The organism is Solwaraspora sp. WMMB335, assembly GCF_049179075.1.
GTDB lineage: Bacteria > Actinomycetota > Actinomycetes > Mycobacteriales > Micromonosporaceae > Micromonospora_E.
On the sequence record NZ_JBMHMF010000001.1, the window covers coordinates 1,993,895 to 2,015,037 of the forward strand.

The window sequence follows — 21,143 nt, forward strand, 5'->3', positions numbered from 1 at the left end:
GGGGGGTGTCCCTATGGGTTGTGTCAAGCAGCGAGGCGGGGTTCGTCCGCCGTTTTGGGCTGGTATGGCCGCTGGGTCCGGAGCATGGCGTGGAGGACGTCGACGCGGCGGCGGGCGAGGCAGATGAGGGCGGCGTTGTGCTTCTTGCCCTCAGCGCGTTTGCGGTCGTAGTAGGCGCGGCTGAGCGGGTCGGCGAGCGCGGCGAACGCGGACAGGAAGAACGCGCGTTTCAGCTGCTTGTTGCCGCCCTTGGGTGGGTGTTCACCACGGATGCTGGTGCCGGATCGGCGGGTGACCGGGGCCAGGCCGGCGTAGGCGGCCAGGTGGCCGGGGGTGGGGAACGAGGTGCCGTCGCCGACTTCGAGCAGGATGCGGGCCGCGGTCCTGACGCCGATGCCGGGCATCGAGGTCAGGACCGGGGCAAGAGGGTGCGCATCAAGCATCCCTTCGACCTGTTCGGCGACCTGGTCGCGTTGTCGCAGCAGGTCACGCAGGCTGTCGGCGAGTCGGGGAAGGACGGTCTCGGCGGCGGTGGTACCGGGGACCACGACGGTCTGCGCGTCGAGCGCGGTGAAGATCTGCTCGACCAGGCGGGCGCCCATGCGTGGCGCGCGGGCCTTGACGATCTCGGTGAGTTTCGCCCGGCCAGCCCTGCGGATTCCGGTGGGTCCGCCGCACCGCGAGATGGCCTCCAGGACAGCGGGGTGCTGCAGTTTCGGGCCGAGGACGCGTTCCAGGGGTGGGTGGATCTGGGTGAGCAGGCCCCGGATGCGGTTGGCCACGCGGGTCACCTCGCCGGCGAGGTCGTCGTCGTAGCCGACCATCACCTCCAGCTCGGCGAGGGTCTCGTCGCCGGTGTCGACCCGGCGCAGGGTGTGGGGCAGGGTGCGGGCGGCGTCGGCGATGACGTACGCGTCGCGGGCGTCGGTCTTCGCGGTGCCGGGGTGCAGGTCGGCCAGGCGGCGCATGACCAGACCGGGCAGGTAGGCCACCTGGTGGCCGCAGGCGCGGGCGACCGCGACGGGCAGCGCGCCGATCGAGGCGGGCTGGTCGACCACGGCCAGGATCCGGCCGTGCCGGCCCAGCTTGTCGAACAGTTTCCGCAGGCCGGCTTCGGTGTTGGGCAGCGTCGCGTCGTGCAGCCTCTTGCCGTCGCGGTTCAACGCGACCGCGTGGTGTCCTTCCTTGCCGACGTCGAGTCCGATGAAGACGCCGAACCCGTCGTGCACAGCTTGCCTCCTCACGGCGATGACCTAGCTCGGCCGCTGGTCACGGCGCCGGACTGCCGGCATCCACGTTACGGAGAGACCTACCCCACGACGGGGGTGGCCGGGTCCCTATCAGCGGTCCGCCGACGCCACCCGGCCCGGCGACAACACCCCCCGGATCATGCGTACGACAGGGGCATTCAGTCATACCGAGCCGGGCGACCGAGTCGTCCCCGGCTGGGGACGATCAAAAAGGTAACGGGGAATGCCCGCCACTGTATGGGCGCGGCGACGCCGGGACCCGGCAGAGCGACCGGCACCCTTGTTCTGCCGCCGTAACTGCCTGGCAACGCACCGGTTCCCTCGGTGTGCTTGAGGCGGCCAGCTGAGGCACGAAGCACTCGGGAGGTGCCCCATGCCCGTAGATCCAGCACCACCGCACACCGTGATGGTCCGCCTGCTCGGCCCGATCGAGGTCGTGGTGGACGGCCAGCCGCTCCAGCTGGGTCACGCCCGACAACGCAGTGTCCTGGCTGTCCTCGCGATCGAGGCGAACCGGGTGGTCTCCCGCGCGCAGCTCGCCGAGCGGGTGTGGGGCGATGACGCGCCGGCTTCGGTGACCAACCTGCTCTACGGATACATCGGCCGGTTACGCACCCTGCTCACGCCGACCTGCGGGGCGGTACGCCTGGAGCGGCGCACCGGCGGATACCGCCTCGCGGTCGACGAAAACGCCGTCGACCTGCTGCGGTTCCGGCGTCTGGTAGCCCAGGCCAGGGCTGCGGGCACCGGCGCCGACGCGACCGGGTCATGGGAACAGGCTCTGGCCGTCTGGTCCGGCGAGCCGTTCAGCGGCACCGGCGACGGGTGGCTGGCCGCGCTACGCCGCCGGCTCGACGACGAACGCCGGACCGCCATTCTCGACGCCAACGAGCACCAACTGCGGGCCGGCGGCCACGACGCGCTGCTGGGTTCGTTGCGAGAGCTCGCCGCCGAGCACCCGGACGACGAGCGGGTGGCCGCGCAGCTTGCCACCGCCCTGCACCACGGCGGCCGGTCGGCGGAGGCGCTGGCCGTGCTGGCCCGCATCCGTCGCCGCCTCAGCCGCGAGTTCGGCCTCGGCACCGGACCCGGCCTCTACGAGCTGGAGCGACGCATCCTGCACGAACGGAGTCCGGCGCAACCCGCCTACTCGGCGTGAACCGCCGCGCGAACCGCGCTCGCGGGTGCCGGTACGCGGATGACGAACACGGTATAGACAGCACCCACCGCCCAGCTCAGCACGACCGCCCACAGGATGCCGTCCACGCCGAACCAGCGACCCAGCAGGTACGACAGCGGCAGCCGCACCGCCACGAAGGACAGCACCGTGCAGACCAGTGGCGGGCCGGTACGGCCCAGTCCGATCAGCCAACCGTGCGCCACCACCATCACCGTGTAGAGCAGGAAGAACGGGTAGGCGATGACGATGTAGCGGGCGATCAACGCCTGGGTGGCCGCGTCGCCGCCGAACACCGCCGCCACGACGGACGGCCGGGCCAGCAGGGCGGCCGTGACCGCGGCGGTCAGCGCCACGGTCAGCCACAGCGTCCGGCGCAGCCCGTCGGCGATCCGGTCCGCCCGGCCCGCACCGTGGTTCTGGGCGACGAACACCGTCAACGCCCCGGACAGGTTGAGGAAGATCAAACCGGTGAACAGTTCCAGCCGGGCCACCACCGTGACCGCGGCGAGCGCCACCGTGCCGTACCGCGCGACGATCAGCACCAGGATCAGCACGCCCAGCCCGATGAGGGCGTGCTGGACGGCCAGCGGCAGACCGAGGCGCAGCGACGCGCGCAACTCGGCGCCGAAGTCGTCCGACCCGCCGGCACCCGCAGCCGGCCAGCGGCGACGCAGCGCGACCAGGCCGACCGCGAGACCGACCAGGTTGGCCACCCCGGTGGCCGCCGCCGCGCCGGTCACGCCCCAGCCCAGCGGCGCGACGAACCACCACGCCAGGATCGCGTTGAGAGCGCTGGTCAGCACCGTCACCCGCAGCGCCGACCGGGCGTCACCCAGACCACGCTGGGCGGCGGTGACCGCGCCGAGGCCGAACACGGCTGGTAGACCCAGCGCGAGCGTCAGCAGGAACCGCCGCGCATCGGCCGCCACCGTCCCCTCGACCCCGATCAGGGTCAGCACCGGTCCGGTCACCGTGACGGTCAGCAGCAGGCAGACGACGGACCAGCCGGCCGTGACCGTGGCCAGGGCTGCGGCCACGGCCCGGCCAGGGCCGGTCCCGGCGCCCAGCTGCCCGCCCAACCGCACCGAGAACGCCGTCGCCGCACCGAAGAAGACCCCTGCCATCAGTGCGAACAGCGGCTGGCCGGCCCCGATCGCGGCGAGCCCGGTCACCCCGGTGTAGCGGCCGACGATGACGCTGTCGACGAGGAGGTACCCCTGCTGCGCGAGGTTCGCCGCGCCGAGTGGCAGGCCGAACCTGACGATCGAGGTCAGGACCGGCCCCCGGGTCAGGTCGCTCACCCCGCGGCGAGCTGCGGCTGGGCCGCGGTCGGCTCGCCGTACATCTCGTCGATGAACCGGGCGATCCTCGCGACGGTACGTTCGGTGAGCAGATCGACGGCGTCGAACGGCTGCTCGATGCAGGCGCTGATGTTCGCGGCGATGGTCAGCGCGGCGATCGAGTCGGCGCCCGTGTCCCGCAGGTCCGCCTCGACATCGACGCGCGCGACGCCGAGGGCGTGGGCCACGCACCGCCCGACCAGCCGCTCCAGCCCGGTGTACCGGCCGTCGGCCCGGCCGTCGAGCTCGACCTCGACGGCCCCGATGGCCGCGCGGGCCCGCCGCACGGCCAGTTCGACCCGGGCCTGCGACTCGGCCAGCCCGGCGGCGAGCTTCTCCCGGATCACCGGTTCGAGGGCCAGTGGAGCCGTCAGGATGCTCCGGGTCAGCTCGCTGCCGTAGTTGATCTCGCCGGCCAGGAACCGGCGCCGCGACGAACGCAGCCCTTCGTCCAGCAGGGCCACCCCCTGCGCGGTCGGGATGGACTTGAACGTCAGGTCGTCGTGGACGTTGTACTCGACCGCCATGCCGGCCTCCTTCCACGACACCCAGTCGACGGCCAACACGTGGCAGTCGGGGTCGGGGTTGGCCATGGCCAGGTTGTCCAGGTAGAAGTTGGCGGCCGCGTAGTCGGCCTGGCCCAGCGTCGGCATGGTCGCCGCGACCGACGACAGGTACACCACGAAGTCGGGCCGATCGCCGGCCGTGAGCCGGTCGATCAGGAACGCCCCGCGCAGCTTCCCGCGCAGCACCGACTCGAACTCGGTTACGTCGCAGTCGACGATCGGGCCGCTGCCGGCCACGCCCGCCGCGTGGACCACGCCGTCGAGACGCCCATGCCGCTGACGGATCCCGGCGACGACGGCGGCCAGGTCATCCTCGCCGCCGACGTCGGCCGCCACCACCGAGACGGTGGTGCCGAGCGCTTCGATCTCCCGCACGGCACGGAGCCGGTCGGCGACCGCGCTCCCGGTCGGCTCGGCGAGCAGGACGTCGTCCCAGCGTTCGCGCTCGGCCAGGCCGGACCGGCTGACCAGCACGAGGTTGATGCCCGGCTCGACGGTGGCGAAATGCCGGGCCGCCGCCAGGCCGAGTGCACCGGTGCCGCCGGTGACGAGGTACGTGCCGCCGGCCCGCAGGTACGGCCGCCGCCGCTGGGCCGGCGCGATCTCCGGCAGCTCGGCGAAAAACTCCTGATAGCGGGATCGGCCACGGAGCAGGTGCACGCCCGGCTCCGGGCACAGCAGTTCGTCACGCAGCAGCCCGGCCGGCACGTCCAGGTCGGTGTCCACCACCCGGACCGTCAGGTACGGGTATTCGCGGGCGATCGCGCGGGCCAGCCCGACCAGGGCGCCGTTCTCGGTGACCACCGCCGGCTCGGCCGCCACCGCGGCGACCGCGCGCCGGGTGAGCACGGTCAGGGTGAGCCGGGCACCGGCCGTCATCAGCGCCTTGCCCAGCATGAGCAGGGACGACAGGTTCTTGTGCAGCCGCTCGTCGAGCCGCGCCACGTCGGCGACCGGCTCCGCCTCGAAGGCCAGGGCGTGGACGACGTGCAGATAGTCCTGCTCGACAGCGAGGTCGGCGACCCGCTCCAGATCCGTCTCGTCGAGCTGGAATCCGTCCGTCTCGCCAGGACAGCCGCCCTCGACCACGCCGAGCCTCAGGAACTCCGCCTGCGGCAGCGCCGCCGCGAGCACCTGCTCGGCACCGGTGGCCGGGTCGACCAGGGCGAGGACCCGGGCCTCGGCGGCGGTGGCGCTGGCGTCCGGAGCAGGTTCGGCCAGGGCGAAGCCGACCTCGTGGGTCACCGGGTGGCGTACCGCCGGCACGCCGCCCACGCTGGCCGCCCAGTCCGCCGGGAAGTCGATCCAGCAGCGCTGCTCCTCGAACTCGTACCCGGGCAGCCACACCGTCCGCGCACCCTGCCCGGTGTACGGGGCCAGGAGGTCGACGTCGGCTCCGGCGAGGTACGCCCTGCCGAGCTCACCGAGATCGTCAAAGCCACCCGGAGCGTCAAAGCCACCCGGAGCGCCAAGGTCACCGGGCGCGCCGGTCGGGTCGTGCTCCGCCGCGGCGGCCAGCCTGGCCCGCAGGTCGGCCAGGTCTCGTACCCGGAAGGCGATGCGGTGCGGATGCCCGGAGCGGGACCGGCTCGCGCTGTAGCAGACGTCGCGCAGGGTCACCTCGGGCGACAGGCCGCCGCCGAGGTGGTCGAGGTACCGGCCGATCAGCCGGCGCAGCGCCGGCCCGGTCCGCGCGCTCAGGGTGAACAGCCACGGGCCGGGCCGGGCCGGCACCGCCGGCGCGACGGGATGCTCCTGCAGCACCACGTGCGCGTTGGTGCCGCCCAGCCCGAACGCGCTGACCCCGGCCCGGCGGGGATGGTCACCCGCGTCCCACGGCCGCGCGGTCGCCGGTACGTACACCGGGCCGGTGTCGAAGTCCAGCTGCGGGTTGAGGGTGCCGAGGCCGGCCAGCGGCGGGATCCGCCGATGCCGCAGCGTCAACGCCGCCTTGATCAGGCCGAGCACGCCGGAGCCCTCGAACAAATGCCCGACGTTGGCCTTCACCGTGCCGATCGCGCAGCCGCGCACCGTCTCGGTGTGCGCGCGGAACGCCCGGGTCAGCCCGTCGAGCTCGATCGGATCGCCGATCCGGGTGGCGGTGCCGTGCGCCTCCAGATAGCCGACGGTCTCCGGGGCGATGCCGGCGTCCGCCCAGGCGGCCAGCAGCAGCCGGGCCTGCGCTACGGGATCCGGCGCGGTCATGCTGTCCGAGTGTCCGTCGTGGTTGACGGCGCTGCCCTTGATCACCGCGTACACCTGGTCGCCGTCGGCCAACGCCCGGTCGAGCCGCTTGAGCACGACGACCCCGGAGCCCTCGCCGTAGCCGGTGCCGTCGGCGTCCTCACCGAAGGTGCGCGTCATGCCGTCGGACGACTCGATGCCGACCCGGGTGTGGGGATGGCGCACCGGCAGCATCACCACCCGGGTGCCGGCGGCGACGGCCATCTCGCACTCGCCGAGCAGCAGCGAGTTGGCCGCCAGGTGCACCGCCACCAGCGACGCCGAGCAGGCGCTGTCCACGACCAGGCTCGGACCCTGCAGGTCCAGCAGGTACGACAACCGGTTGGCCAGCATCGTCGGAAGGTTGCCGGTGAGACCGAGCTGGGTCAGCCCCGGGTCGATCCGGGCGCAGTACTCCAGGTAGGAGGCACCCGGATTGGCGGCGAACCCGACGAAGACGCCGGTGCGGCTGCCGGTGAGGCGGGCACCGGTGTAGCCGGCGTCCTCCAACGCCCGGTACATCGTGCGCAGGATCAGCCGCTGGTGCGGGTCGGTGACCGCGGCCTGCTTGGGTGTCATGCCGAAGAACTCGGGGTCGAACAGGTCGATCCGGTCCAGGTACGCGCCGGGGTAGAAGGCGATCGGGTCGCTGCCCCAATCGCCGACCGCGGACTCCCGCTGGTACGTCACGTACTCCTCGACGTCGGCGCGCCGGTGCGCCGGGAACGGTCGGGTGAGCGTCCGGCCGGTGCGGACGATGTCCCAGAAGGCGTGGATGTCCCGCGCCTGCGGTACCTCGACCGACATGCCGATGATCGCGATGTCTTTCGTCACTTGCCTACCTCGGTTCGCAGTCGGACGTCAGCGGATCTGATCGATCAGAGTGGTGAGGGTGGTGCCGTTGACCTCGTCGAAGTCGGTCACGCCGGCGGCGCGCAGGGACCGCACCGTGGCGACCCACTCGACCGGCGCGGCGATCTGCCGGCTGAGCAGGTCCACGGCCCTGGCCGGGTCGAACGGTTCGCCGGTGACGCTGGACATCACCGGGGTGTGGCCGGTGGCGAACTCCTCCCCGCGCAGCACCTCGGCGAACGCCTGGCCGGCCGCGCCCATCAGCGGGGTGTGGAACGGGCCGCTGACCGGCAACGGGGTGACCCGGTGGGCGCCCGCCTCCTGCAGCACCCGCACGGCCCGACGCAACTCGTCACGCCGGCCGGCGACGGCGACCTGCCGGTCGGAGTTACGGTTGGCGACGTACACGTGCGCCAGCCCGGCGCCGCGCAGCGTGGCCGCCACCATCCGGGCCGGCAGGCCGGTCACCGCGGCCATCGCGCCCCCGGCCACGCCGGCCATCAGCTCGGCCCGGACGGCCACCAGGCGCAGGCCGGTCATCAGGCCGACGACCCCGGCCGCGGCGAGGGCGTTGAACTCGCCCAGGCTGTGCCCGGCGAACCAGGCGTACCGCCCGGCGGCATCCGGCAGCGCCCGCGCAGCCAGCGCGTTGACGAGGTAGATCGCCGGCTGGGCGTACCGGGTGTCGCCCAACCGGCCGTCCGGGTCGTCCCGGCACAGCTCGGCCACGGACCAGCCGAGCACCTCGTCGGCCTCCTCGACCACGTCCTTGGCCGCGTCGAACAGGTCCGCGCCCATCCCCCGCCGCTGCACCCCCTGGCCCGGGAACACGAGTCCGCGCATGAACGCCCTCCTTGTCGTCACTGGCCGTCACTGGTCAGCGTTCGTCCTCACTGGTCAGCGCTGGTCGTCACTGGTCGGCGCCTCGGGTCAATGGGGCACCGCCTGGAACCGCAGCGGGTATCCGCGCCCGCGCAGGCTCTCCCGGGTGAACAGCCGGGCGGCGTTGCCCGGACCGAAGTCGACCACCCGGTCCGGCCGGGCCGCCGCGACGGCGGTGGTGACCGTGGTACGCCAGTCGACCGGCCGGCAGATCGCCTGCTCCAGGAAGTCCTGCAACAGGTCGGCGCGCTGCTGCAGGTTGTGCGGGGCGTCTGCGACGTACACCGGCACCGACAGGTCCACACCGTGCACCTGGTAGCCGATCGCCCTGCCGTCGCGGTGGATGAGCGCGACGGCCGGTGCGAGCAGGCTGGAGTGGAACGGTGCCGTGCTGGCCAGGAACGCCCAGCGGACCCGGTCCCGGTCGAACCGGTCGGCATGGGCCAGCCAGAAGTCGACGAGGGCGTCGGGCGTGCCGGCCAGCACGTGTGAGCGCTCCGAGTTGACGATGGCGACCTCGACCGGCCCCTCGTCGCCCTGGTACTCCGCCACGCACCGGCGCAGGTCCGCCTCACTGATCGCGGTGAGGCCCGCCATCGGCGTCGGAGCGGACGCTTCGGTGCCGGCCCGGGCCGCGTACGCCTCGGCCAGCCGCTGGCGGGCACCGCGTGCCTCGGACACCTCGTGGCAGCGCAGCATGATCACCGTGGCCAGCCCGATGGACACCTGGCTGAACGCGATGAACGCCCGCCGGTCCAGCCCTCGGCGGCCGGCGGCGATGGCCGCCTGCACCCCCATGCTGTGCCCGACCGCCGCGACCGGCTCACCGATCGCTTCCGAATCCGGCGGGCGCGGCCCCGGCTGCAGCAGGCACAGCTGGTACGCGTGGGCGCACACCGCCTGCACCAGCGAGTGCGTCAACGCGTCAGGCGGTGCCGGCGTGCCCCGCAGCCAGTCGGCCAGCGGCAACCCGCCGGGCAGGGCCTGCCGGCAGGCGTGCTCGCCGACGTGGTCGAAGGCGTCCCGCACCGCCGCCGTGACGGCCCGGAAGAAGCGGGTGTTCTCCGGACGGGCGGCCAGCTCGCGCAGCCGGTCGAGCGGGGTTCCGCCGCTGTCGGCGACACCGCTGAAGACGTACATCGGTCGCATCGGCTCAGCCCTCGGCGTCGTGGAAGGTCACCGGCGTCCGGTGCAGGTCCTCGCGCAGCAGCCGGGCGGCTTGTTCCTCCCGGACCCGCAGCCCCTGCAGCCGCCGGTGCAACTCGTCGAGGGACACGTCGGCGCCGCCGCCGTGGTAGCGGCCGACCCGCTCCTGCACCGCACCGACCGCCGCGGTGAGCTGCTCGTAGCGGGCCAGCACCTGCGGGCTGTGCGAGGTCCGCCGCAGGAACCGGCAGAACATCCCGCGCGAGCCGGCCAGCAGGGCCAGGCTGTTGACCGCCGGGGTGCGGTACGTCTCGGCGATCGCGGCACGCTCGGCCGGCAGGCTGTCGGCGATGATGTCGTAGAGCTCGAAGCGGTCGGTGTAGCCGGCCACCACGCGGTGGTAGCGCACGGCCAGCTCGGGCAGGTCCGGTTCGCCGACCCGCAGCAGGGTCTGGCAGTCGGTGAACCAGCGCTCCGGTTCCCGGGCGTAACCGGCCGCCAGGTCCGCCATCGGGATCAGGAAGCTGGTGTACTCATGGTTGTCGGTGGTGTTGTCGACGATCAGCACCGTCTGGCGGTCCGTGCTCAACCCGCAGACCAGGTACGAGTGCAGCTCGCGGTACTCGGACTCGATGGTGCCGTGCCGGCGCATGAAGTCGACCCAGTAGGCGAAGTCGGCGCGCGGCGCCATGAACAGCACCGGTTGGTCGTTGGCCAGGTACTCGGGTAGGGCGTCGCGCACCTCGTCGAGGTCCGCTTTGGCCTGGTGACCGGAGAACCAGCCGAGCGCGGCGAGGTCGTCGTCGCGCACGTACGGCGCCGGAAAGTCCCAGCGGTATCCCTTGCGGCGGTAGCAGTGCCGGTAGATGTCGTACGTCGAGCCGAGCGCGCCGTACAGCAGCAACTCCCACCACGGGCTGCGGCTGGCCACGAACGCGAGCACCTGGCCCTTGCGGCAGTTGAGATGGTTGGCCCGGTCCCGGTTCACGATCGCGTCGATCCCACCGATCGTGGTCACCCGACTGCCCTGCTGCACTGCCATGGCGAGCAACCTAGGGGGCGGGTGTGCAACCTTCGTGGAGAGAATGTGGAATCGATGGTGGGCGCGCCACACACGGGCGTCGCACGCCCACCACGGTGATCACCTACTCGTCACCAGATGCGCACTTCGTACACCCGCACCCGGGCACCCGCGAAGTCGGTACCCCACCACTTGTCCAGGGTGATCGTGTAGTAGCGCCCGTTCCGCTCGTAGTTGACCGTCGCCTTGTTGTTACCGGTGTCGAACCGGTAGACGCCGCCGATGTTCACCGCCGTGACGCCGGAGTTCGCGAAGCACCGGGCAGTGCCGACGCCACCGCCGAGATCGACGTGCAGGGTCAGGAAATCGGTCCGGTTTCCGCAGCCGACCTGGTTGATGGCCATGGCCGGGCTCGCCGGCAGGGCGAAGGTCAGGGCTACGACGGCCATCAACCCGACGGCGATCTTCTTGAGGCTCGACCTCATCTGGCTTGCTTTCCTTCCAGTGGTCCGATGTTCGGGCATAGTCAGAACGACGCGCCGCGCCTCCCCGTTCACGGCAGGCCGATGAATTTTGGTCTTCACCATCCGTTCTTCGGTACGCAAGGTCTGTGAGCTGGTGCCGCGGATTCACGTTGCCGGTCGGGGCCACCCGGACGCCCGCCGGGCGGAGGTGCGGACGGGTGCCACGTGGTGGGCGCGGGCGTCGCACGCCCACCACGGTGATCACCTACTCGTCACCAGATCCGTAGCTCGTACACCCGGACCCTGGCACCGAAGTCGGTGCCCTGCCACTTGTTCAGGGTGATCGTGTAGTAGCGCCCGTTCCGCTCGTAGTTGACCGTCGCCTTGTTGTTACCGGTGTCGAACCGGTAGACGCCGCCGATGTTCACCGCCGTGACGCCGGGGTTGGCATAGCACCGACTGGTGCCGAAACCACCGCCCTGATCGATGCGCAACTTGAGGAAATCGGTGCGGTCGCCACAGCTGACCTGGTTGATGGCCATGGCCGGGCTCGCCGGCAGGGCGAAGGTCAGGGCAACGACGGCCATCAACCCGACAGCGGTCTTCGCGATGCTCATCCTCATTCGACTGGTGTCCCCTCAGGATCCGATTGTTCGGGCAGAACCACAACGGTGCGGAGAGCCGTCTCGTTCACCAGAATCGGGCGAGTCTAGGGAGGTCCGTGGAGCACCGGATGACTTTGCGAGCGTCCTCACGTATGGTGCGTCGCGGCACGAGGAGGTACCCCGATGACCCTGCCGGCCGGCCGCGCCAGCTCCCGATCGTTGACCGCCGTCGTGCTGGCCGGTGCGCTGCTGCTCGCGGGCTGCGCCGGGCGGCCCGCGGCCCGGACGGACCAGTCGTCGACGACGGCTGCCGGGCCCGCCCGGAGCACCCCGGTGACGTCGGGCATACCGACGCCGACGGACCCGGCTCCGACGGACCCGGCGACCCCGGATCCGGGCCCGGATCCGACAGTAATGAGCCAACCCGCACCGGTCCGGGGCGCACCGGACCAGACGGCACCGCCGCCAGCGGTGGCGCCGTCGACCCGCAAAGGGGTCGGCGTCTGGAACTTCGACGGGGTGAGCGAGGCGCTGGCGAACTCGACAGCCGGCTGGTACTACACCTGGAGCACCCAGCACTCCGGCATCCGTACCCCGTCCGGGGTCACCTTCGTCCCGATGATCTGGGGTCCGGGCAGCGTGACCCCGGCGGAGTTGGCCCGTGCCGAGCAGGCCGGTCCCTACCTCCTCGGGTTCAACGAGCCGGACCTGGCGGAACAGTCGAACATGACCGTCGAGCAGGCGCTGGACCTGTGGCCGCAGTTGGCGGCGACGGGCAACGTCCTGGGTAGTCCGGCGGTGGCGTGGGGCGGCGCGGACGCCGGTGGCTGGCTGGACCGGTTCATGTCCGGTGCGCGGCAGCGCGGTCACCGGGTCGATTTCATCGCCCTGCACTGGTACGGCGGCGACTTCACCACCGGCAACGCGGTGAACCAACTCAAGCAGTACCTTCAGGCGGTGCACCAGCGGTACGGCAAGCCGATCTGGTTGACCGAGTTCGCGTTGATCCGCTTCGGTGCCGGCGGTCCGCAGTTTCCGAGCGAACAGCAGCAGGCCGCGTTCCTGAGCGCGGCGACCGAAATGCTCGCCGGCCTGCCCTACCTGCAGCGGTACGCGTGGTTCGGACTGCCCGCCACGGACCGGGACCGCACCGGCCTGTTCCGCGGCGGCACCCAGCCCACCGCCGTGGGACGGGCCTTCCAGGCCGCACACTGACCCGCACTGATTCGCCGTTCAGGCGATAGTGAAGGCCACCAGTACCGCCGCCGCACCCGCGACGACGAAATCCGGAAGCTGCGACAGCATCAGCCACCTCGTCAGGTTGCCCGGTGCCCGCCACCACGACTCCGGGGTGTAGTGCACAAAGGCCACCTTCAACGCATGAACCAGCGAGACGAAGAAGACGAATGCCAGGAGAAATGCCAGGACCACGAATGCGATGTCACCAGGTTGCACGATGACGATCGACACCAGAAAATAGATCAGCAACGTTACCGGCAGAGCAATACAGAATGCGACAAACCAGACAGTAGCCCGGGTCAGGTGTCGGAGCAACAGGTCCTCGACCTCACCTCCGGAGCCCTTGACGTCCGCCAGAAGCGCGTCGGACCGACTCTGGCCCGGCTCGGGATGCACGTCGAGCAGTCGGCTGACCGGGGTCGCCAACAGTCGCGCCAGGAACGCGCCAACATCCATGATCATCCCATCGGCCACCGGAACACCTTCTCGTAGTTATCGCAGGGCACGAGGGCCGCGTCAACCTCCGGACGCAGCCCTCGACCCGGCCCACTCGACGTGACCGGACCAGGTAGGTCAGAAGAACCTGCCCCAGTTCGCCACACGCGAGTTTCTGCATCGCGATCGGTACTTGCAGGCAGTGTAGGCAACCGCCACCGGATATGCACTTCGGGTGTCCAGCCTGCCCCACCACTTCGACTTCGCACGTTGCCGCTTCGAATCTGAACGATACTTGTTGCGAGAATTCACAACCTTGCGTTTGTCTTTCTTCGCACCCCGATAGTGCTTCTTCTTCGGGATGTTCTTCGCGGCGCGAGCGGCCCGAAACGTCGAGTATCCAGCCTTGAGTCCGCGTGCCGCGAATCCGGCACCGGGGATCGCCCCCGCGACGTCGAACGCGGCGGCCCCCCACCGCCCACCCCTGGCGTTCTTCACCGCGGAATAGGCGGCGAAGCCGACCGCGACCGCCCCCGCGATCGCGTTCACCGGCGGCGGCGTGAACATGGCTATCGTGCTGGCCACCAGCGCGGGGTTGTTCTTGACGAACCGACCGACGGCCTTGACGCCACGCCACAGCCGTCGGCCCCACTTGCCGTCGAGGTCCGTGCAGTTGATCGGATCCGCCGAGCAGTAGCCGTACGGGTTGGCGTTGCCGCCGTCGACGGAGTCCGGCTGCAGGAACATCCCCAGCACCGGGCTGTACAGCCGCACTCCCATCAGCACGACGTCGCCGAGTGCCTCCCGGGAGCGCTGCTTACCGCCGAGCCAGCCGTACCGCTCGTCCATCTGACCCTGGGCCGGTGCGCCGAATTCGTCATAGTCGAACAGCTCTGGCTCCACCATCGACCAGTCGAGCGTCACCGCGACGTCACCGTGCAGGTTGGTCAACTGGAACCGGACGTCACCGATGGCCGAGGTGGTCGCGGCGAGGTCCCCGTCCGGGCCGGGCACGTTGCGGGTGATCCGGCCGTCGACGGTGTCCTCGGTGACCCACCGGACCTCGTCGGTGTCGTCGCCGTAATGATTGATCTTGGTCGTCTGACCGGTCCAGATCTCGTCGACCGACGTCTCCGAGGTGAAGCTCAGCAGCCGGTTGGCCGGATCACGGGTCCAGGTCAGTCGGGCGTCATCCAGTTGCTGAGCAGCGACAAGGTCGTTGGCGAAGTACGTGTTCGCCAACCCGTCCGGCGTCGCGGTGATCCGGCCGAACGCGTCGTACTGATACCCGGCGTCGACGAGCCGGTCGGCGCTGTCGTAGGTGTGCTGCTCGTGGGAGGTCGCGGTGACTTCCTGACAGTCGCCATCCGGGTCCGGAGCATGGGTTCGCCGGTCGGTCCGGTTGGTCCGGCCATCGTAGTCGTAGGTGCGGGTGACGCAGCCGAGCGTCACCGCGACGTCCTGTCGGGCCCGGACCAGCCGACCGAGCCGGTCGTAGGAGTAGATCTTCTTGCCGCCGGTGTAGTCGTGGTTCACCCACTGACCGGCGCTGTTCTCGACGACCGACTCGGAGTAGATGACAACGTCGTCGACGTCTCGGGTATACACACGTTCGACCGGTTGCAGGTTGGCGTTGAGCCTGTCCCGACGGGTGACGCCGTTCGGGTAGGTCATCTCGACCAGTTGCTCGTCCGGGGCATAGCCTGCGCCGAACGTGCCGGCGATGCTGTCGGTGATACCGGTGACCAGCCCGCGCGGCTCTACGTCGCGGTCGTAGGCGAACGTCGTCCAGCCGGTCGGGTCGCTGACCTTCGCCAGGTTTCCGAACCGGTCGAACTCGGTGACCGTGGTGGCGTCGGTGGCGTCGGAGTACGAGATGAGCCTGCCGAGTAGGTCGTAGGAGCGGGTGATGCTGTCGGCGCCGACCGTGGTGGCGGCCAGTTCACCGGTGCCGCTGTCGAAGGTGTTCGTCACCGCGGCGATCGCCACCCCCTGGTCGGCCACGACGTGAGTGCCGATCGCCCGGCCGGCCGTATCGAATTCGGTGGTCGTCGTCCGGGTCACGGCTCCCACCGACTCGACTATCACCTCCGCGTCGCCGTACCGGTGATAGGCGGTGACCCGTCGCTGCGGCAACTGGCCGGACATTCGCGCCGGATCGTGGCCCGTCACACTGCCGATGGCACGGCTGAGGCACACCCGCCCGGCCCATTCCGGCTTGTTGCCGCAGGCACCGTCCTGCGTATTCGTCCCGGCGGTGTAGTAGATGTTCTCCCGGGCGCGCGCGTCGGAGCCGGTCGAGTCGAATCCCCAGGACCGCAACGCGTCGCCGGTGGTGTTGTAGACGCCGTATGCGCTCAGCGGGGAACCGCCTGGACCGGCGTCGACCGTCGTCCGGGTGAACTTCTTCAAGATCCAACCCGAGGTGCCACCGTTGTGTCCGTCGTAGCCGTAGGTGGTGGTCCGTACGTCGGCGTCGGGGTAACCGTCGACGGCGGCACCCGCTCGCTCGGTGGTGAGCAGGTGGTAGCTGGCGCCGTCGGGTTTGCCCTCGTCGTAGCTGTTGACGGTGTGGGCGCGGCCGATGACGGTGCTGCCGGCGGCGATGGCGGGTAGTGGCCCGCCACCGTCGGGGTCGGCGACGTCGTTTTCGAGGACCATGGTGACGGTGGGTCCCAGCGCCTCGACGAGGTCGACGCCGTCGCTGCCGTAGGTGTTGATGGTGGACAGCGCGTGGGCGCGGACCGCAGTGTCGGAGTTGGCCAGGCCGAGTTCGGCGAGGTAGGTGTCGGCGTCGGGCAGGATCCCGAGGGCCAGGGCCCGGTCGGTGGACTCCAGGATGCGGACGACGTTGCCGAACCGGTCGTACTCCTGGGTGTCGATGTGCCCGCCGGGGGTGGCGGTGTTGACCTCTTTGCCGCCGGCACCGAGGTAGTGCACCGTCGCGTACGGGTAGCCACCGCTGCCGGGTGAGCCCGGTGTGGCGCGGCTGCGGCCGGGCGGGTCCTCCGGGCCGAAGATCGCGGTGGCGTCGGTGGGCAGGTCTGTCTGGCCCCAGGTGGCGATCGAGGCCGGGCCGAGGTTGTACGGGCCGCCGGCCGACTGGGTCAGCGGCACGTTGTAGACGACGTTGGTGGCGATCTCGCCGTCGGTCACGGTGGCGGAGCCTTGCTGCAGGGCGGCGCGGCGGACCCGCAGCAGCCGGCCGGCGTTCTCGTCGCCGGCGAGGGCGGCGACCTGGTCGCCGGTGAGTGCGGTGGGGTGGATGCGGACGTCGTCGATCTCGCCGTCCCAGATGTTGGTCGGCGCGCCGGCCCACTTGGCCCGGCCGATGACGTAGTTGCCGCTGGCGTTCCAGCCGCCGGTGGCGGCGGTGGTGCTCTGCGGCACGCCGTTGACGTACAGCTTCATCTGGCCGGCAGCGGTGTCGTAAACGCCGGTGAGGTGGGTCCACTGCCCGGCTACCGGGGCGGCGTCGGACGATGCCCGGATCGGGGTGGCGGCGGTGTTGTCGGCCGACACCCGGGAGAACGCCCACCGGTCGGTGGCGGCGACGTAGTTGAGGAAGAACCCGGAGGTGCTGGAGCCGTCCTTGGACACGGCGGTCCGGTTGACCGACTTGTCCTTGATCCGTACCCAGGCCGAGACGCTGTAGGAGGCGGTGTTGGACAGGGCGGTGCCGGCAACGGTGATCTGCTGGCCGGTGCCGCCGGTGAATCCGGCCGACCGGTCATCGGGGTTGTCGGGATCGTTGCCCCGGCCCCAGGCGACGCCGCCGGCCATGGTGCCGTGCCGGGCCGCGCCGGAGGAGTCGGTCACCGAGGTGCCGGAGCTGGCGTCGAGGTCCCACCGCAGGGCGGCGGTGTCGACGTCGGGGTTGGCGTAGTCGACGTGCCAGGGCAGTTCCCCGGGTGGGGTGACGGTGGTGACCCGGCCACCGGTGTAGGCGTACGTGGTCTTCAACGCCGGGGTGACGCGCGGGTCCCACACCTCGCGGAGCTGGCCGAGGTCGTCGTAGGTGTAACGGGTGACCACAGTGGCGGTCATGGCGGAGGTGTCCGGGTCCCAGGCCCACAGCCGTACCTGGCTGACCCGGTCGGTGTAGTCACCGAACACGGCCTGCGACAGCCCGGGGGTGGTGGTCGTGGCGTAGGTGTATTCGAGGACCTCGCAGCCCCGGGCCGGCGTCGCCGTGGTGCAGTTGTCGGTGTCGTCGACGCCGGGCTCGACCGGGTTGATCACCTTGCGGAGCAGCAGCCGGCCGCCGGTGGTGTCGTAGACGAAGCGGGACGTGGTGTGCGACTCCGGCGTCCACGACGAGGTGGCCGCCCACACCCCACCCTGGCTGGTGAACTCGGTGACCGTGCCGTCGACCTCCGACAGCCGGTACGCCGTGGAGCCGATCCGGTCGAGTGTCATCCCTTCGGCGCCGGGCTCGGGGGTGAAGCTGGTGCCGTCGGGGTTGCGGGAGAAGGTGATCCAGCCGCCGCCGATCAGGTTGACCTGGGCGAGTGCCGGTTCGGGCAGGCTGATGGTGGTGTAGTCGACGTCGGTGGCACCGCCGGTGGCACCGCCGGACCACGCCGACCCGAACGGGGCGACGATCTCGGTGAACGACAGGTTGTCCCAGTAGACCTTGCGGCCGGAGCCACCCTGCATGCCGTTGTAGAGACGGACGAACGCCTCGGTCGCGCCGGCCGGCACGGTCATGTCGACGGAAAGTTCCTGCCAGCCTTCGGTGAACGCCGCCATCGGCGAGGCGACCTCGTGGTAGGCACCGCCGAGACGGTAGAAACCGACGATCCGTAGCCCGCGGAACGTGTTCGGCGGCACCAGACCGGTCGCCGCCGGCACGTAGATCCAGCCGGTCATCCGGTAGGTGCGCCCGGCGACCATGCCGAGCCGCATCCCGCCCACGTCGCCGCCGACCGTCGCATAGGTGTCGTCGCTGCTGGTCGTGACCGGGGTGATCTCCACCGAGTCCGTCGGGGTGACCTCCCCTTGGCCCCGGATCGTGGACCGGACCGCCGACGAGGTGCCCGGCACGGTGAAGCCGGTCAGGTCGGTGGACACCTGCTGCTGGTTCGCGGTCAGGACCTGCGGCATCGGCAGGTAGCCGTCGGTGGGGCGGCGCGACGACGTCGCCCGCGACACCGTCAACCCCAACTCGTCGGCGTCGGTCGAGGAGAGCGCGTAGTCACCGGTCAGCAGGTTGACCGACCCGGGGCCGAGGTCGTCGGTGGCCGCGCCGTCGCCGGAGGAGTCGACCGTCACCCGCACCCACGGCACGGTGTACGCCGGGGTCTGCCCGGTCGCCGTGAACATCTGGGCACGGACCTCCACCACCCCGCCGACCAGGCCGAGCGTGTCCGTGGCGTTCCACACCGCGTACCCGCCCAACGACGCCATCGACACCGGCGACGCCGACGTCGCGGTGATCGGCACCCCGGTCGACGAGGTCAGGTTCGCCGACGGCACCGGCAGCACCGCGCCACCAGGGCCGCGCCGGTACTCGAAGTACACCCGGGTGTAGCCGGCCACCGGCGTGGTGACTTCCAACTTCGTCCGCTTGACGACCGTCGCACCGGGCAGCGGCTGCGCCAACGCGGCGCTGCCCGCCTCGAACACGTACTGGTTCGGGTTGGACAGGTTCCCGGCACTGTCCTTGGCCTGCACGGTCAGCGTGCGGTGCCCGTCGCGCGGGGACAACGTCACCTGTTTGACGCCGGCCGCCGCCACGGTGGTCGCCGTGGTGTCGTAGTCGAGCCGGTAGACGAACGCCGCCAGGTCGTCGGTGCCGCCGGCCGGGGTGAAGGTGAACGTGTCCGGCTGGCTGGCGCCGCCGTGTGGGGCACCGTCGTCGAGATAGATGCCGGCGCTCACGAACGGCACGCCGGGCGGCGCGGTGTCCACCGTGAACGTCGTCCATGCCGACCAGTTGCCGTAGTTCCACGGGTCCTTGCCGCGCACCTGCCACTCGTACGCCGTGCCGTTGGTTAGGTCGACCGGCACCTGCCAGGACGCGGTCGACCCGTTCGTCCACGCCGGGCTACCCGAGCGCAGCCCGGACGACGACACCACCGCCTGGGTCGCCTTGTTGCGCACCACGAACTCGGCCTGCAACGTCTGCCCCGCGTTGCTGTCGGCCAGCTTCGCCGACACCGTCGGCCGCAGCGCGGTCGTGCGCCCGTTTGCCGCGCACGCCGTGTAGCAGGGGGCCACCGCGAGGTTGGTCGGCACCGCCGGTGCCGCGTTGTAGGTGATCGACACCAGCGGCGGGTTCGCCCCCTCGGCCGAGTGGAACCTCTTCCACCCCGAGGTCGACGACTCCGACGTCGCCCGCAGCATCACGCTCACGCTGCTCGACGAGTTGTCCGCCGCCCACTGCAACGCCGGACCCACCTCGATGTACACCCAGCCGTCACCGCACGACGAGTTGTAACCCCGGGTCTGCGACGAGGTGCCGACCTTCGTACGCGCCGTCGGCTGGTTGGTCCACCGCGCCGACGAGTCGACGTGGTCGGTCCGCCACGCCTCCCAGGTCGCCGCCGAGCACGACCACGAGTGGTGGTTCCACAGCCGCAACTTCGCCGTCATGATCCGCGAGCCGCCGAACCCGGTCGTGTTGAACCGCAGGTACGACCGGGCGGTCCAGGTTCCGCCATCGTTGCTGTAGCCCAGCTTCAGCTCGCTGGCGCCGGACTGGTCGCTGGTGTAACCGGTCTGTACGAACGCGTCGAACGCCGGGGACAGCGACGTCGGTGGGTCGATCGTCACCGGGAACACCAGGTCCGGCCGGGCCAGGAACTCGGCGTCCGGGATCAGCTCCAGGTCGGTGCGACCCGCGCCCCGCGACACCGTACGCAGCCCGACCGGCGCCGTGTCGACGTGCTCCAACGACCGCGGCGCCAGCCGCGCGTCCCACATCAACGGCGTCTGCGCCCGGCCCACCCGCCGACCCTCGCGGTCGGTGAACACCAACCCGCCCATCTCATCGGCCACCGGCCGCAATCCGGTCGTACGCATCGACAGGTTTATCCGCCGCACGTGCGCCAGCCCGCTCCGGTCACGGACCACGAAATGTTGCTCGAAGCCGGTCGCGTGGGCATGGAACACCAGATCCACCCCGGGCAGCAGATCCGGGTACGTCACCGTCCGCCCGGACAGCACCGGCTCCGGCACCGCACCCCGCCACGACAGCCCCGCCGAGCCGCCGTCGGGTCCGCCGTCATCAGCACCGTCACCCTCACCACCGTCACCATCAGCACCGCCGCCGGCTGTCTCGGCCGGCAGGTCGAGACTGACCAGCTCGTGCTCGCCGTCACCGGCCGCCGCGCCGGTGAACACCAATCCACGCGGGTGTGCCTGCGGCGCCACCCGGCCGTCCGGCCGGCGCCGCAGGGTCAGGTCGACCGGCACCCACCCGTCGCTGTCGCGCACCCGCACCGGTGCGAGGGCTTCCTCCCGGGTCAGCGTCCCGTCCGGATTCGCGAACACCTGGGTGGTCTCCGACCGCAGGCCCGCGACCTCCACCCGCTGCCCGCACAGCCGGGCCGCCACCGCCGCCGACACCTCGTCGGCCCGGTCGTCCGGACACACCGGTGCCGCCACTGCCTCGGGCTGCTGCTGGCCAGGTGCCGCTGCGGCCGGCGCGACACGCTGGACCGGCACATCGACCAACGTCGCCACCAGCACCAGCGACAACGCCACCGCGACCCGCCGCCACCAGCTGGCGAACCGGCCACCGGCCAAGGAAATGAACACACGCGAACGCCAACGATGCAACACCACGACGTCCTCCCCCGTTCGGGACGCAGAGTGAAAAGTGCTCGCAGCGTAGGGACGGGATTAGCCGGCTATCAATATCCAGCACGGCAGTTTTGCGCCCTGGCAGTAGATGAGTCAATACGCTCCAATCTGGACTCGATCGGACGGAAGCC

Annotated in this window: 12 protein-coding genes; 2 read left to right on the forward strand and 10 right to left on the reverse strand. The window is 70.9% G+C overall.

From position 1 onward, the window contains the following. Positions 1 to 23: 23 nt before the first annotated feature. Complete coding sequence (locus ACN27F_RS08345; protein WP_421431791.1) at positions 24 to 1,244, reverse strand: IS110 family transposase; 1,221 nt, start codon at positions 1,242 to 1,244, stop codon at positions 24 to 26. A gap of 379 nt (positions 1,245 to 1,623) precedes the next feature. Between ACN27F_RS08345 and ACN27F_RS08350 the strand changes: the two genes are divergently transcribed. Continuing rightward, complete coding sequence (locus ACN27F_RS08350) at positions 1,624 to 2,409, forward strand: AfsR/SARP family transcriptional regulator (protein WP_421432138.1); 786 nt, start codon at positions 1,624 to 1,626, stop codon at positions 2,407 to 2,409. Here the strand turns inward: ACN27F_RS08350 and ACN27F_RS08355 are convergent. From ACN27F_RS08355 to ACN27F_RS08385, 7 genes are all read right to left on the reverse strand, one after another. Continuing rightward, positions 2,397 to 3,731 (reverse strand): MATE family efflux transporter, encoded by a 1,335-nt coding sequence (locus tag ACN27F_RS08355; protein WP_421432140.1) that lies wholly within the window; start codon positions 3,729 to 3,731, stop codon positions 2,397 to 2,399. The two genes, ACN27F_RS08350 and ACN27F_RS08355, sit on opposite strands and share 13 nt — an antisense overlap. Then, a complete protein-coding gene (locus ACN27F_RS08360; RefSeq protein ID WP_421432141.1) occupies positions 3,728 to 7,393 on the reverse strand; it encodes an SDR family NAD(P)-dependent oxidoreductase in 3,666 nt (1,221 codons plus the stop codon). Before ACN27F_RS08360 ends, ACN27F_RS08355 begins: the two co-directional genes overlap by 4 nt. A gap of 27 nt (positions 7,394 to 7,420) precedes the next feature. Beyond that, positions 7,421 to 8,254: an ACP S-malonyltransferase gene (locus tag ACN27F_RS08365; RefSeq protein WP_421432142.1), complete on the reverse strand. Its 834-nt coding sequence runs from the start codon at positions 8,252 to 8,254 to the stop codon at positions 7,421 to 7,423. Positions 8,255 to 8,341: 87 nt separating this feature from the next. Continuing rightward, positions 8,342 to 9,433: a hypothetical protein gene (locus tag ACN27F_RS08370; RefSeq protein WP_421432144.1), complete on the reverse strand. Its 1,092-nt coding sequence runs from the start codon at positions 9,431 to 9,433 to the stop codon at positions 8,342 to 8,344. Positions 9,434 to 9,446: 13 nt separating this feature from the next. Then, a complete protein-coding gene (locus ACN27F_RS08375; RefSeq protein ID WP_421432146.1) occupies positions 9,447 to 10,481 on the reverse strand; it encodes a hypothetical protein in 1,035 nt (344 codons plus the stop codon). Positions 10,482 to 10,591: 110 nt separating this feature from the next. Further along, positions 10,592 to 10,945 carry a beta/gamma crystallin domain-containing protein gene (locus ACN27F_RS08380; protein WP_421432147.1) on the reverse strand — a complete coding sequence of 118 codons (354 nt, stop codon included), beginning with the start codon at positions 10,943 to 10,945 and terminating at the stop codon, positions 10,592 to 10,594. A gap of 251 nt (positions 10,946 to 11,196) precedes the next feature. Continuing rightward, positions 11,197 to 11,541, reverse strand: coding sequence for a beta/gamma crystallin domain-containing protein (locus ACN27F_RS08385; RefSeq protein ID WP_421432149.1), 345 nt, complete (start codon positions 11,539 to 11,541; stop codon positions 11,197 to 11,199). Positions 11,542 to 11,712: 171 nt separating this feature from the next. Between ACN27F_RS08385 and ACN27F_RS08390 the strand changes: the two genes are divergently transcribed. Beyond that, positions 11,713 to 12,744 (forward strand): glycosyl hydrolase, encoded by a 1,032-nt coding sequence (locus tag ACN27F_RS08390; protein WP_421432150.1) that lies wholly within the window; start codon positions 11,713 to 11,715, stop codon positions 12,742 to 12,744. Between the two features lie 18 nt (positions 12,745 to 12,762). Here the strand turns inward: ACN27F_RS08390 and ACN27F_RS08395 are convergent, their stop codons facing one another. Next, positions 12,763 to 13,242, reverse strand: coding sequence for a hypothetical protein (locus tag ACN27F_RS08395; protein WP_421432151.1), 480 nt, complete (start codon positions 13,240 to 13,242; stop codon positions 12,763 to 12,765). 99 nt (positions 13,243 to 13,341) lie between these two features. Then, entirely contained in the window at positions 13,342 to 20,967 is a 7,626-nt protein-coding gene (locus ACN27F_RS08400; RefSeq protein WP_421432153.1) for a LamG-like jellyroll fold domain-containing protein, read from the reverse strand. Positions 20,968 to 21,143: the final 176 nt, after the last annotated feature.